This is a genomic window from Romboutsia hominis (genome assembly GCF_900002575.1).
Classification (GTDB): Bacteria; Bacillota; Clostridia; order Peptostreptococcales; family Peptostreptococcaceae; genus Romboutsia_C; species Romboutsia_C hominis.
This window is the reverse complement of the sequence record NZ_LN650648.1, coordinates 2753944-2768485: the sequence shown is the minus strand read 5'-3', so window position 1 is coordinate 2768485 and position 14542 is coordinate 2753944. Positions and strand designations below refer to the sequence as shown.

14 protein-coding genes are annotated in these 14542 nt (G+C 29.2%); 11 read left to right on the top strand and 3 right to left on the bottom strand.

Features of this window, described 5'->3' with window-relative positions:
- Positions 1 to 90: 90 nt before the first annotated feature.
- The 6 genes from FRIFI_RS13360 to FRIFI_RS13335 all read left to right on the top strand — a co-directional run bounded on the left by FRIFI_RS13360 (position 91) and on the right by FRIFI_RS13335 (position 5118).
- The gene (locus FRIFI_RS13360; protein ID WP_166506102.1) at positions 91 to 1569 is read left to right on the top strand and encodes a basic amino acid/polyamine antiporter; all 1479 of its coding nucleotides are present in this window, start codon (positions 91 to 93) and stop codon (positions 1567 to 1569) included.
- Positions 1570 to 2180: 611 nt separating this feature from the next.
- A complete protein-coding gene (gene tsaE / locus FRIFI_RS13355) occupies positions 2181 to 2633 on the top strand; it encodes a tRNA (adenosine(37)-N6)-threonylcarbamoyltransferase complex ATPase subunit type 1 TsaE (RefSeq protein WP_092921932.1) in 453 nt (150 codons plus the stop codon).
- Positions 2633 to 3349 (top strand): tRNA (adenosine(37)-N6)-threonylcarbamoyltransferase complex dimerization subunit type 1 TsaB, encoded by a 717-nt coding sequence (tsaB, locus tag FRIFI_RS13350; protein WP_166506101.1) that lies wholly within the window; start codon positions 2633 to 2635, stop codon positions 3347 to 3349. The genes tsaE and tsaB overlap by 1 nt, the downstream gene beginning before the upstream one ends.
- Positions 3339 to 3794, top strand: a complete 456-nt coding sequence (rimI, locus tag FRIFI_RS13345; RefSeq protein WP_242977259.1) for a ribosomal protein S18-alanine N-acetyltransferase — start codon at positions 3339 to 3341, stop codon at positions 3792 to 3794. The genes tsaB and rimI overlap by 11 nt, the downstream gene beginning before the upstream one ends.
- A 2-nt stretch (positions 3795 to 3796) precedes the next feature.
- The gene (tsaD, locus tag FRIFI_RS13340) at positions 3797 to 4813 is read left to right on the top strand and encodes a tRNA (adenosine(37)-N6)-threonylcarbamoyltransferase complex transferase subunit TsaD (RefSeq protein WP_092921936.1); all 1017 of its coding nucleotides are present in this window, start codon (positions 3797 to 3799) and stop codon (positions 4811 to 4813) included.
- Between the two features lie 32 nt (positions 4814 to 4845).
- Complete coding sequence (locus FRIFI_RS13335; protein ID WP_166506100.1) at positions 4846 to 5118, top strand: hypothetical protein; 273 nt, start codon at positions 4846 to 4848, stop codon at positions 5116 to 5118.
- Positions 5119 to 5160: 42 nt separating this feature from the next.
- Here FRIFI_RS13335 and FRIFI_RS13330 read toward each other — a convergent pair whose 3' ends face one another.
- Both FRIFI_RS13330 and abc-f read right to left on the bottom strand, forming a co-directional pair.
- The gene (locus FRIFI_RS13330; RefSeq protein ID WP_176579625.1) at positions 5161 to 6537 is read right to left on the bottom strand and encodes an MATE family efflux transporter; all 1377 of its coding nucleotides are present in this window, start codon (positions 6535 to 6537) and stop codon (positions 5161 to 5163) included.
- A gap of 162 nt (positions 6538 to 6699) precedes the next feature.
- A complete protein-coding gene (gene abc-f / locus FRIFI_RS13325; RefSeq protein WP_166506099.1) occupies positions 6700 to 8613 on the bottom strand; it encodes a ribosomal protection-like ABC-F family protein in 1914 nt (637 codons plus the stop codon).
- Between the two features lie 119 nt (positions 8614 to 8732).
- On the opposite strand from abc-f, the gene FRIFI_RS13320 reads away from it, so the two are divergent.
- The gene (locus FRIFI_RS13320; protein ID WP_092921948.1) at positions 8733 to 9371 is read left to right on the top strand and encodes a redox-sensing transcriptional repressor Rex; all 639 of its coding nucleotides are present in this window, start codon (positions 8733 to 8735) and stop codon (positions 9369 to 9371) included.
- A gap of 47 nt (positions 9372 to 9418) precedes the next feature.
- Here the strand turns inward: FRIFI_RS13320 and FRIFI_RS13315 are convergent, their stop codons facing one another.
- Positions 9419 to 9589: a DUF362 domain-containing protein gene (locus FRIFI_RS13315; protein WP_092921951.1), complete on the bottom strand. Its 171-nt coding sequence runs from the start codon at positions 9587 to 9589 to the stop codon at positions 9419 to 9421.
- 392 nt (positions 9590 to 9981) lie between these two features.
- Here FRIFI_RS13315 and cooS point away from each other — a divergent pair, with 392 nt between their 5' ends.
- The 4 genes from cooS (at position 9982) to FRIFI_RS13295 (ending at position 14514) form a co-directional block, all read left to right on the top strand.
- Positions 9982 to 11883: an anaerobic carbon-monoxide dehydrogenase catalytic subunit gene (cooS, locus tag FRIFI_RS13310; RefSeq protein WP_166506098.1), complete on the top strand. Its 1902-nt coding sequence runs from the start codon at positions 9982 to 9984 to the stop codon at positions 11881 to 11883.
- Complete coding sequence (locus FRIFI_RS13305; protein WP_166506097.1) at positions 11876 to 12328, top strand: 4Fe-4S dicluster domain-containing protein; 453 nt, start codon at positions 11876 to 11878, stop codon at positions 12326 to 12328. Before cooS ends, FRIFI_RS13305 begins: the two co-directional genes overlap by 8 nt.
- Positions 12322 to 13590, top strand: a complete 1269-nt coding sequence (locus FRIFI_RS13300) for an NAD(P)/FAD-dependent oxidoreductase (protein ID WP_330405535.1) — start codon at positions 12322 to 12324, stop codon at positions 13588 to 13590. Before FRIFI_RS13305 ends, FRIFI_RS13300 begins: the two co-directional genes overlap by 7 nt.
- Positions 13591 to 13704: 114 nt before the next feature.
- Entirely contained in the window at positions 13705 to 14514 is an 810-nt protein-coding gene (locus FRIFI_RS13295) for an ATP-binding protein (protein WP_166506096.1), read from the top strand.
- Positions 14515 to 14542: the final 28 nt, after the last annotated feature.

Genomic DNA, 14542 nt, shown 5'->3' with positions numbered 1-14542 from the left:
TTTAAGTACATTTTGTTAAGAGTTTAAATTACAAAATGCACTTAAAGCTAGTAATTTTCATAAAACTTAATGAAATTTAGGAGGGCTATTATGAGCGATAAAAGTAGCGGTAGCGAAGCGAAAGATAATAGCACTAAAAAGCTTGGTGTAGTTGCTTTAGCGGGCGTAGTAATAAGCGCTATGCTAGGTGGTGGAGTTTATAATCTACCACAAAATATGGCTCAGCATGCATCTGCCGGTGCAATACTAATTGCATGGATAATAACTGGTTTTGGTATGTGGTTTATTGCAAACACTTTTAGAGTGCTTGCAGCAGCCAGACCAGATGTGACAACTGGTATATATGCTTATGGTGAGTTAGGATTTGGTAAATTTACAGGTTTCTTAATGGCATGGGGGTATTGGATATGTAATTCTTTTGCCAATGTAGGATATGCAGTACTATTAATGGATTCACTTAACTATTTCTTTCCATCATATTTTACAGGTGGGAATAACTGGTTGTCTATTGTTTGTGGGTCAATAGTACTTTGGGTTATTTATTTTGCAGTTTTATCAGGTGTTAAACAGGCTGCATTTTTAAATGTAATAGGAACAATCGGTAAACTAGTTCCATTAGCTATATTTATATTAGTATTAGCTATATCATTTAAAGTTTCACTCTTCTTTACTGATTTTTGGGGCTTAAAAACTGTTGCATCAGTTCATGATAGCGCGCTAGGTGGATTATTGCCTCAAGTTAAGAGTACCATGCTGGTAACTTTATGGGTATTTACAGGTATAGAAGGAGCGGTTGTTGTATCTGGTAGAGCTAAATCACAAAAAGATGTTGGGAAAGCTACATTTTTAGGGTTCTTAACTTGTCTTTTACTATACACTATGCTTTCATTATTACCACTTGGTGTAGTTCCTCAAGGGGCTGTATCTAAAATGGCACCACCGTCAACTGCAGCAGTCTTAATGACTATAATGGGCAAATGGGGTAGTATAATAATGAATGTTGGTGTAATTATAGCCATTTTAAGTTCTTGGCTTATATGGACAGTTATGTTAACAGAATTACCATATGCAGCGGCAAAAGATGGAACATTCCCTAAAGTATTTACAAAAGAAAATAAAAAAGAAGCACCATCATTTTCATTACTTGCATCTACTATTGTAATGCAAATAATATTAATATGTGTTCACTTTACCGGAAATGCTTGGAATATGATGTTAAGTATAACAAGTGTTATGGCTTTACCTTGTTATATAGCTTCAACTTTATACTTATATAAAATATCTTCAAAAGAGGATGCTTATCCGAAAAAAATATTTGCAAGCCGTACTTATGCATATATAACTGCCATAATAGGTACTATATATGGATTATGGTTATTATATGCAGCAGGGCTAGAATATTTATTAATATCACTAATTATCTATGCGATAGGTATTCCAGTATTTAAAAAAGCAAGAAAAGAAATAGAGCCAGACAAACCTGAATTTACTAAGATAGAAAGATATGTTGCTATAGGGCTAATAGTGCTTGGGATAGTAGGTTTAATATATCTATTTAAATTTATGTAATTTAGATAAAATAAAAAAATAGAGAGATTATAAAAATTAATCTCTCTATTTTTTCGTTTTATTTAGAAATTTAATATTTTATTATATAAGAATATATTCATTATTAACTTTGTTTATTTATTTGTATATCTCTGACTTAAGTATATGTGTATTCAAATTAAAAAGCACCTACTAATTTCTTAGCAAGTGCTTCAGGGGAATAAGGAATATATTGTTTGGGGGAATAAATATTTCTTATACTCTAATTATTGTCATATTGAAAAATTATATACATATTTTATAAAAAAATTTATTTATAATGAATATGACTAAAATATTAAACAAAAAAGAAAAAACTGCCTATATTACAGGCAGTAGGAAATAATTATTTTAAAAAGGGTTAGGAATATAGAGTAAATTTAAAAAAGGTTTTTAAAAGTACATACACCTGTACCTTTAAAAACCTTCATGGTTTCAATTAACTTATATTCTTAATTAAATAGTAGTTCACTATTTTCAAAAAGTCAACCATAAATGTATATTATATTTATAAATACTTTATAATACCAGATGGTTATAATATAATAATATCTAGTTGATAATTTTTTCAAACTATTTATGGAGATGAATTTATGATTAAAATATATTTAGAAGATGAAAATAAAACAAAAGAAATTGGATATAAATTAGGAAAATTGCTAACACCAGGAAGTGTTATATGTTTAATAGGAGATTTAGGCGCTGGAAAGACTACAATGACTCAAAGTCTTGCAAAGGCCCTAGAAGTAGATGATTATATAACTAGCCCAACATTTACAATAGTAAATGAGTATGAAGGAAAAATGCCTTTATACCATTTTGATGTATACAGAATTGGTAGTAGTGATGAAATGTATGATATAGGATATGATGAGTATATAAATGGAGAAGGAGTATGCATAATAGAATGGGCAAATCTAATAGAAGACATACTTCCAGAAGAATACTTACATATAGAATTAAGATACAAAGATATGTCTAGAGAAATGATATTAAATCCAGTGGGAGAAAAATATGAAAAGATAGTTGAGGAGTTGACAAGATAATGAAGGTACTAGGAATAGATACATCTTCGCTTGCTACAAGTATAGCTGTTATAGAAGATGATAAATTAATATGTGAATATATAGTAAATACAAAAAAGACACATTCTCAAAAACTTATGCCTATGATAGAAAATATGCTTAAGATGAGTGATTTAAATGTTAATGATATAGACCTAATAGCTATATGTGAAGGACCTGGATCATTTACTGGACTTAGAATAAGTATGGCTACAGCAAAGGCTATATCACATGTAAATAATATACCAATGGTAGGTGTTAATTCAGTAGAATTATTAGCTGGAAATATGGATTTATGTGATAAGAAAATATGCTCAATATTAGATGCACAAAGAACTCAAGTTTACATGGGACAATATAAATATGAAGATGGAAAATTAGTTGAGTTAAAAGGTGTAGATGTAGTAGAGATAGATGATTTATTAGAAGAATTATCAAACTCTAATGAAGATTGGATATTAGTTGGAGAAGCTGTATATAAATATGAAGATAAGATTAAGGAAATAGAAAATATACATATACCAGCACCTTCTCATAATGTAAATAAAGCAAGTAGCTTATGTGTAATAGGTATGGAAAAGTATAAAAATAATATAAATGTTCATGATTGCTATACTATAAATCCGGTATATATTAGAAAATCTCAAGCAGAAGTTCAATATGATGAAAAGATGAAGAGGTTAAATGATGGAAAATAATATAGTTATAGAAAGAATGACGGCCAAAGATATTGACGGAGTTTTTGAAGTAGAAAGAAACTGCTTTGAAGATTATTGGTCTAAAGATGCATTTAAAAAAGAACTAAGTAATGATGTTGCTAGATACTTAGTAGCTAAGATAGATGATAAAGTAGTTGGTTACGTTGGAATATGGTTTGTTGTTGATGAAGGTCATATAACAAATGTAGCAGTACATGAAGATTATAGAGGTAGAAAAATAGGAGACAAGTTAATACAAGCACTAGTAGAGCTTTGCAGAGAAAGTAATATAGTATCAATGACTTTAGAAGTAAGGGTTTCAAATATAGTTGCTCAAAATCTTTATAAAAAGTATGGATTTAAGTTAGCAGGAATAAGAAAAGAATACTATAGCAACAACAAAGAAGATGCCATGATTATGTGGAGTGATATAAAGGCGGTGTAGTAATGAAAGATATAATAACATTATCAGTAGAGAGTAGTTGTGATGAAACTTCTATAGCTATTTTAAAAAATGGTAGAGAAGTTTTGACAAACATAGTTTCAACTCAAATAGATTTACATAAAAAATTCGGTGGAGTAGTTCCTGAGGTTGCATCAAGAAAGCATATAGAAAATATAGATGGAGTATTACAAGAAGCTTTAGATGAAGCTAAAATAGAATTAAAGGATATAGATCATATAGCAGTAACTTATGGACCAGGCTTAGTTGGTGCTTTACTTGTTGGATTATCTTATGCAAAATCATTAGCATTTTGTTTAAATAAACCACTTGTAGGGGTAAATCATATAGAAGGGCATGTTAGTGCAAACTATATAGCTCATAAGGATTTAAAGCCACCATTTATAACTTTAATAGTTTCTGGTGGACATACTCATTTAGTAGAAGTTAAGGACTATGGAAAATATGAGATACTTGGAAGAACAAGAGATGATGCATCTGGAGAAGCTTTTGACAAAATAGCGAGAGCTATGGGATTAGGATACCCAGGAGGACCTATAGTAGATAAGTTAGCTAAGCAAGGAAATAAAAATGCAATAGATTTTCCTAGAGCTTATTTAGATGAAGGTTATGATTTTAGTTTTAGTGGATTAAAATCTGCTGTATTAAATTATCTAAATGCTAAAAAGATGAAAAAAGAAGAAATAGTAGTAGAAGATGTATGCGCATCTTTCCAAGAAGCTGTTGTAGAAGTATTATCTCAAAAGGCAATAAAAGCAGCTAAGGAAAAAGGATACAATACAATTGCTTTAGCAGGAGGGGTTGCTTGCAACTCAGCACTTAGAGAAAAAATAACAGAATTAGGAAAAGAAAATAATATAGATATAAAATATCCACCAGTAGATTTATGTACAGATAATGCAGCTATGATAGGTTGTGCAGGATATTATAATTATATAAATGGAATAATAGATGATATGAGTTTAAATGCTGTTCCAAATCTAAAAATTGGACAGAGGTAAATACAATAAATTGTAAATTATAAGGGGAAATTATGAAAAAATCAAATGTACTATTAATTGTAGCAGTGATATTTCAAATTATGTTTTTATTAGTATTTACATCAATAATAGATTTATATGCTATATTAGCAAGCTCATTAGCTACATCAATAATAGACTTTTTATGTTCAGGAGCTATAGTTTCTGGATTTATAGCATCATATATTTATTATGAAGAAAATAAAAAAATATCTATAGGCTTATGGATTATAAGTACATTATTTTTAGTGATATATATTTTTAGTGCATTTATAGGTACAATGTGATAAAAAATAACTCTGAGAAATTTCTCAGAGTTATTCTTTTAATTAATTCATTTCTTTTACTATATTTGCAGCCCATTTTTTAGATAATGCTCTTGGAACACCAAAAATAAACTTAACTAGCTCTTCACTGTAAGTTAATAGTACTAATACATAAATAGGAGCACCTTTAAATGCTGCTATAAATGTTAATGGAATTGATACTAACCACATACATCCAAGCTCTAAAAATAAGGCATATCTAGTATCTCCACCACTTCTTAAAACACCTATTATTATTAATGTATTAAATGATTTAAGAGCCATTAAAATACCCATTATAATAAATATCTTAGTTATATCCGGAGCTAAATTTGGTGTAACACTAAATATATTCAATAATAGAGGAATATTTAATATTAGCAACCCTCCAAAAATTAGACCTGTAATAAATACAAGAGCAGAGAACTTTTTAGCATAAGAGATAGCTCTATCTATATTATCTGCACCAAGTTCATTACCCAACATTATAGATGCTCCTATAGCTATACATACAGCTGTCATTATAAAGAAGTTACCTGTACTTGTTGCTATTTGGCTAGCAGCTATGGCAGAAGTACCAGCTTTTGAGTACGCAACTGAATACAATACTGTACCAATTGCCCATGCAGTATCATTTAAGAAGATTGGAAAACTAGTTTTTAAAAATGATGAAGAAAACTCTTTATCAATAAGTTTTAATTCTTTTATACCAAACTTTAAAGTATAATCTTTTTTAAAGAAGTATACATATCCAATTAGTAAAGAAAATTCAACTATTCTAGCTATAACCGTAGCAAGTGCAGCACCTTTAACACCTAACATAGGCATCCCTAAATTACCGAATATAAGGCCATAATTAAGAATTATATTAACAATTAACGCAACTGAGCTACAAATCATACCTAGCTTAGGATTTCTAATTCCTCTTGAGCCTACACTAAAAACACTACTCATAGCAATAAGAGGATAACAAAATACAACTATACTAAAGTATTCTGTGCATTGTCTTATTACTTCAGGGTCATATGAAAATATATGAATAATTTCGGTTGGTATGATTAATGCTGGTATAAAAAATACTAGACTAAGTAAAACTGCTAGTATAATAGTAAATCCTGTTACCTTACGAATATTAGTTGTATCACCTTTTCCAAAGAACTGAGAAATAAATATTCCAGCACCACCAGTAATACCTGATAGAGACATACTAAATAAGAAAAAGAACTGGTTTGCAACACCGATAGAAGCTACTGATGTTTCGCCCAAACTACTTATCATCATAGTATCTATTACATTTACTGATGTTGATATAAGTTGTTGTATTATTATTGGAATGCATAAAGATACAAGTACCTTATAGAACATCTTATTATCATCACTTAAAGAAAATAATCCTTGCAAAATATCACCCCTTTATTTAATTTTAAAATCATCTTGTTAAATAATATCATAATAAAGTACGTGTGTAACTATATAAATAATAGAAATTTAAATTAAAAATATTTTATATTATAATATTATCTTATAGAATTACCCACAAAAAAAGAAGCCTGTAAATGGCTTCTACATAAATAATTCCCACTCTTCATATAAGGTAGATAATTTATCTTCAAGAGATGATTTTTTTTGACTAACTTCTCTTGATTTATCAGGATTAGAATAGACTTCCTCTTGACATAGTAATACATCCAGTTCTTCTATTTCAGATTCAGTTTCTTCTATTTCTTTTTCTATATTTTGTCTTTTAATTCTATTTTTCTTTTCTATTTCTCTTTGTTCTCTCTCTTTACGTTTTTCATCTTTTAGTTGTGTTTTAGTTTTCTCTACAACCTCAACATTGTTACTCATTTCTTGAACCTGTTTTTTCTTTTCTAAATAGTAGTCATAGTTACCAAGGTATTCAGTTATACCAGTTTCATCTAAAACTAATATTTTATCTACAACAGTATTTAGGAAATATCTATCATGAGATATTGTAAACACTGTACCCGTATATCCACATAAAGCTTCTTCAAGAACTTCTTTAGAATCTATATCTAAGTGGTTAGTAGGCTCATCAAGAAGAAGAAAATTAGCTTTTGAAAGAATTAATTTAAGTATAGCAACTCTAGCTCTTTCTCCACCACTTAATGTTGAAATCTTTTTAAACACATCTTCACCTTCAAATAAAAAGGCTCCAAGCATACTTCTAAGAGTAGTTTGAGTCAGGTGAGTATTATCATTCCATATCTCATCTATAATAGTATTTTCTAAATTAAGAGTTTTTTGCTCCTGGTGGAAATAAGATACATTAACATTAGTACCAAACTTAACATCTCCAGAAAAAGGAGTTAACTCATTCATAATTATTTTAAATAGAGTAGATTTACCGATACCATTAGCACCTATAAGAGCCACCTTTTCTCCCCTGTATATATCAAGGTTTATATCTTTAAATAATATTTTTTCACCATAACCCATAGAGATATCTCTTAATTGGAGAACATCATTACCACTAGTAACAGATGGATTAAATTCTATTCTAGCTCTCTTTCTTTCACCATCAGGCTTATCTAACACATCGACTTTAGCAAGCATTTTTTCTTTACTTCTAGCTCTTTTTACATGCTTTTCTCTGCCATATGCTTTTAATCTTTCTATAGATTCTTCTTGTTTCTTTATTTCCTTTTGCTGGTCTTCATACTTCTTTTGTTCTATTTCTTTTTCTACAATAGAAGCTTTTACGAAATCAGAGTAATTTCCATTATAAGATTTTAATCTCTTATTATGTATCTCAAATACTCTATTAACAACTTGGTCTAGGAAATATCTATCATGTGATATTAAAATTACTGTACCTTTATATTGTTTTAAGAAAACTTCAAGCCATTCTATTGCTTCTGCATCTAGGTGGTTAGTAGGTTCGTCTAATAGAAGTAGGGTAGGTTTTCTAAGAAGTAGTTTACCTAGAAGTACTCTAGTTTTTTCACCTCCAGAAAGTACGTCGATAGGTTTGTTCATATCGTCATCGCTAAACCCTAATCCTTTTAAAACACCTTTTGCCTCAGATTTATATCCGTAACCATTCATATCAGAGAACTTTTCTAATTTGTGAGAGTATTCGTCCATTATTTTTTCAAGTTTATTTGAGTTAGGATTTGCACTTTCTTCAGCTATTTTAACCTCTAAGTTTCTTAAGTAGTTTTCCATTTCTATTAAGTCTTTAAATACTTCTAAAACTTCTTCTAAAATAGTGTTGTTTGAGTGGAAATTGGTATGTTGTTCTAAGTATCCTATTTCACAATCTTTAGACGTATATATATCTCCACTATCATAACCATATATCCCAGAGATAACTTTAAATAGAGTAGTTTTACCCGTACCATTTACACCAACTATCCCTATTTTATCACCTTCATTAACAGTAAAACTTACATTTTCTAATATAGAATCTATTCCAAAACTTTTATTTAAGTTATTACACGACAAAACGATCATAAATTTATACCTCCTTGAACTACCTAAAATTATAATGTTTTGATATAATATAATCAAGGATATTAAACTATGTTTTAAAAATATAGATAATTATGTCATATTTACAGGAGGTGAAAAAAATGGGTTCTAAGAATATATCGATGGCAGTTATAAGAAGATTACCGAAATATCATAGATACTTAGGAGAGTTATTAGATAAGGATATACATAGAATATCATCTAAGGAATTAAGTGAGATTATCGGTTTTACAGCATCTCAAATAAGACAAGATTTAAATAATTTTGGTGGTTTTGGCCAACAAGGTTATGGATATAATGTAGAAGCACTTCATAATGAAATCGGAAAAATTTTGGGGCTAGATAGAAAGTATAATGCAATACTAATAGGGGCAGGAAATTTAGGTCAAGCAATAGCTAACTATTCTGGATTTAGAAAAGCTGGATTTGAAGTTAAAGCATTATTTGATGCAAATCCCAAAATGATAGGGTTAAAAATAAGAGACTTTGAAGTACTAGATTCAGAGGAGATAGAGAAATATGTTGAGGAACATAATATAGATATTGCTATACTATGTATACCAAAGAACGGAGCGCAAGACACAGTCAATAGATTAGTTAGTGTTGGTATAAAAGGAATATGGAACTTCGCACCTATAGATTTAGAAGTACCAAAGGATGTTATAGTTGAGAACGTAAATTTAACAGAAAGCTTATTCACTCTATCATACTTAATGAAAGAAAGTGAAGAAGAATTATAAAAATAAAAAACTACCATACATATGTATGGTAGTTTTTGTATATTAGATTACTCTGGTTGAGGAGCATCAACTGGACATACTCCAGCACAAGCACCACATTCAACACAAGTATCTGCATCTATAACGTATTTGTCATCTCCTGCAGATATACATTCAACTGGACATTCAGCAGCACAAGCACCACAGCTTATGCAAGCATCATTTATCATGTAAGCCATCACAAAATCCTCCCTTGATTTTTTTATTATGTATTCATTAATATTATAACAAAAAAATTCCAACATAACAAAGAAAAAAATTTTACAAGAATATTAATAAAATGACAGATTAATATAAAATAAAATGGGTATAGACTAACAAAAAATAATATTTAATTATATAATGAACAGATTAATCATTATAAAAAATAAATATATATAAAAAAAGTTTTATAATTAAGACAAGAAAAATTTAAAAAATATGTTTAAGATTAAAATTTTTATGGTAAATATTGAATATAAAATTATAGTTAAAAAAAAATCAATCAAGTCATCAAGGTCAAATCAATTCAATTCTAACTAAATTTTCATCCAAATTAAAATCTAATAAATAATATTAAGGGGGAAATATTATGTCTTGTAATACTTGTAGAATGTGTGAAAGTGCTGATAAGAGGTTAGAAAGCTTTATAGCTTCAAAGGATGTAGAAACATCATTCCATAGAACAGAAGATCAAAAAATTAAATGTGGATTTGGGCTTCAAGGAGTGTGTTGTAGACTATGTTCAAATGGTCCATGTAGAATAACACCAAAATCACCAAGAGGTATATGTGGAGCAGATGCAGATACCATAGTAGCTAGAAACTTTTTAAGAGCAGTTGCATCAGGTTCCGCTTGTTATTTACATGTAGTAGAAACTACAGCTAGAAATCTAAAGGATTTAGGAGAGAAAAAAGGGAATATAAAGGGATTAAATGCACTAAATAATTTAGCTGAAATGTTTGGAGTAGAATCTAAAGATAATCATCAAAAATGTATAGATATAGCCAATAAGGTGTTAAATGACTTATATAAGCCAAGATACGAGAAAATGGAATTAGTTGAAAAGGTAGCATATGGACCAAGAGTAGATAAATGGAAAGAGCTAGGAATAATGCCAGGTGGAGCTAAGTCAGAAGTCTTTGATGCAATAGTAAAATCATCTACAAACTTAAATAGTGATCCAGTAGATATGTTGGTTAATTGCTTAAATTTAGGTATATCAACAGGCTTATATGGTCTTACATTAACTAACCTTTTAAATGATGTTATGTTAGGAGAGCCAGTTATAAGAATGGCTCCAGTAGGATTTAATGTTATAGATAAAGATTATATAAATATAATGATAACAGGACATCAACATTCAGTATTTTCTCATTTCCAAGATAGATTAAAAGACAACGATGTAGTAGAATTAGCAAAATCGGTAGGAGCTAAAGGGTTTAAATTAGTTGGATGTACTTGTGTAGGTCAAGATTTACAGTTAAGAGGAGAACATTACCAAGAGGTATTTGTGGGTCATACAGGAAATAACTTCACTAGTGAGGCTGTACTTTCAACAGGTGCTATAGACATGGTACTATCAGAATTTAACTGTACAATACCAGGACTTGAGCCAATAGCAGATAAATATAAAGTTAAGATGGTTTGCTTAGATGATGTAGCTAAGAAATCAAATGCAGAGTATATACCATTTGATAGAGAGAATATAGAATCTATAAGCGAAAGTCTAATAAATAAAGCATTAGAAGCATATAAAGAAAGAAGAAATGTAGTAGAAATAGATATACCAAGTGACCATGGATACGAAAAATCTTTAACAGGAGTAAGTGAAAAGAACTTAAAAGCATTCTTAGGAGATTCATGGAAACCATTAATAAACTTAATTGCAGAAGGAAAAATTAAAGGTATAGCTGCTGTAGTTGGATGCTCAAATATGACTGCTGGTGGACACGATATAAATACAGTTGAATTAACTAAAGAATTAATTAAGAGAGATATAATAGTTCTTTCTGCTGGATGTTCAACAGGAGGGCTTGAAAATGTAGGGCTTATGTCTCCAGGGGCAGAAGAATTAGCAGGGGATAACTTAAAAGAAGTTTGTAAGTCTTTAGGAATACCACCAGTACTAAACTTTGGACCATGTTTAGCAATAGGAAGATTAGAAATAGTTGCTACAGAAATAGCAGCAGAATTAGGTATAGATTTACCTCAATTACCACTTGTACTATCAGCACCACAATGGCTAGAGGAGCAAGCATTAGCTGATGGGGCATTTGGTTTAGCACTAGGATTACCACTTCACTTAGCATTACCACCATTTATAACAGGAGGAAAACTAGTAACAGAAGTGCTTACAGAAAAATTAAAAGATTTAACAGGAGGCCACGTTATAGTTAATCCAGACCCAAAATCGTCAGCAGAGCAATTAGAAGAAATAATAATTGATAGAAGACAAAAACTTGGGTTAAAGGAAGTGGAATCTTATGCATAGAATTATAATTAATAAAGAATTATGTACTGGATGTAAAAGTTGTGTTTTAGCTTGTATGTTAAAGCACAGTGAAAATAGCAACATGTATACACTTAATCTAGATGATATAGATAATGATAGTAGAGGGCATATAGAATTAGATAAAGATAATAAACCAGTACCAATTATATGCAGACATTGTGATGAGCCAGAATGTGTTCTAACTTGTATGAGTGGAGCAATGGTTAAAGATAAAAAGACAGGAATAGTTTCTTATGATGAAAAGAAATGTGGGTCATGTTATATGTGTATAATGTCTTGTCCTTACGGGGTTTTAAAAGTAGACGATAAAACAAAGCAAGTTGTATTAAAGTGTGACTTATGTATAAATGAAGAAAATCCTAAGTGTGTAGCAAATTGTCCAACTGGAGCACTAGAGCTACAGAAGGGAGAATCATTATGTTAGATAAAATATTAAACATATTTAGAAGTAAAAAAAGTATTGATTATGTTATATTAGGTGCAAGTGCAGCAGGGATAAGTGCAGCTAAAACATTAAGAGAATTGGATAAAGAAGGTAGCATAGTAATAGTATCAAAGGATGATAAAACATATTCGCGTTGTATGTTGCATCATGTTATATCTAACCATAGAACTGTAGAGGAAATAAACTTTGTAGATGAAGAATTTATGAAAGAAAATAATATTATATGGGTAAAAGGAACAAGTGTTAAATCTTTAGACACAAATTCTAAAAAGGTAATATTAGAAAATCAAGCTATAGAATATAATAAACTTCTAATAGCTACTGGTGCATCTGCATTTATACCGCCAATAAAGAATTTAAGAGAAGCAAACAATGTATACCCATTAAGAAATATAGAAGATGCATATAATATAAAAGATAAAGTTAAAAAAATAAATAAAGTAGCCATTATAGGGGCTGGATTAGTTGGAATAGATGCTCTTGTTGGGTTGTTAGAGTACAAAAATATTGAAGTATCTTTAGTAAACACAGGTCAATTTATACTTAATAAACAATTAGATAAGTATAGTGCATCAATATATGAAAATGAGTTTGTAAAAAAAGGAGCAAAATTATATCAAGGTGTATCTATAAAAGAAATCGTAGTAAAGGACAATAATGATGTAGTGGGTATATCATTAGAAGATGGTACTTTAGTTGAGTGTGAAATGGTTGTTGTGGCTACAGGAGTTAGACCAAATGCGGATTTTATAAAAAACACTAACATATCTTATGATAAAGGAATAGTTATAAATGACAAATGTGAAACTACGCAAAAAGACGTATATGCGGCAGGAGATGTAGTAGGAAAAAATGCTATATGGCCAATAGCTGTAAAACAAGGCTTAGTCTCAGCCTATAATATGTACGGAAAAGAAAGATTAATAGATGATAGTTTTGCAGCAAAAAATAGTATGAACTTTATGGGAATAGCGACAGTATCCCTTGGAATGGTAGAACCTATAGATGAATCATATAAAGTTGCAATTAGAAAGGATAATAATAATTACAAGAAATTTATATATAAAGATAATATGATATATGGAGCTATTGCTCAAGGTGATATATCTTATATAGGAACTATAACTTATTTAATTAAAAATAAGATAGAAATAGAAAACTTAGAAAACAGAATATTTGATATAGGTTATGCAGATTTCTTAAGTCTAAAAGAAAATGGAGAATTCTGTTATAATATATAATAAATAAGGCTATAGATTAATCTATAGCCTTATTTATTATATATTATAGATATATTAAAAATATAAATAATAATTTATATAGAATTAAAATTTATGGGGTATAGAGGTGTTTTTATGAGAATTTATGCACTTATTGGTTCAAGTGGAACAGGTAAGAGTTATAGAGCTTTAGAGTTGGCATATGAAAAAGATATAGATTATATAATAGATGATGGTCTTCTTATACATAAAAATAAGATATTAGCTGGAGTATCTGCGAAACAAGCAAAGACAACTATGGAAGCAGTAAAAAGAGCTATATTTAATGATGAATTACATAGACAATCGGTTAAATCAAAGATAAAAAACGAAAAAGTAGAGAATCTATTAATATTAGGAACATCAAAAAAAATGATAGATAAAATAGTAAAAAGATTGGAAATAGGAACAGATTATAAAGCAATAGATATAAGAGATATAAGTAGTGATAGGGAGATAGATATAGCAAGAGAGTCTAGAAGAAGGGGCAATCATATAATACCCGTACCAAGTGTGGAAATAAAACAAATAGCTACTGGATTAAGTATAAACTCTATAAAAAAATTATTTAGAAAAAAGGATAAAGATTGTAAACTAATAGAAAAAACTATTATTAGACCAACATTTAGTTATATAGGAAAATTTTATATAAGTCCTAATGTCATGCATCAAATTATAAGATATGAGTTGAGGCAAATAAATGAAATAGAAAAAGTCAATAAAGTAGAGGTATTTAATGCAAATAATAACATAAAGATATTTTTAAATGTGAATATCAAAAGCCCAACAATTTTTAATAAAATTGAAGAAATACAAAAAAAATTAAAAAATAACATAGAAAAAGTAACAATGATGAATGTATATAAAATAGACATTTATATAAATAAATTAAGGAAAGATTTTTAAAGTTAAGTATAGAATTGCATAAAAAAAT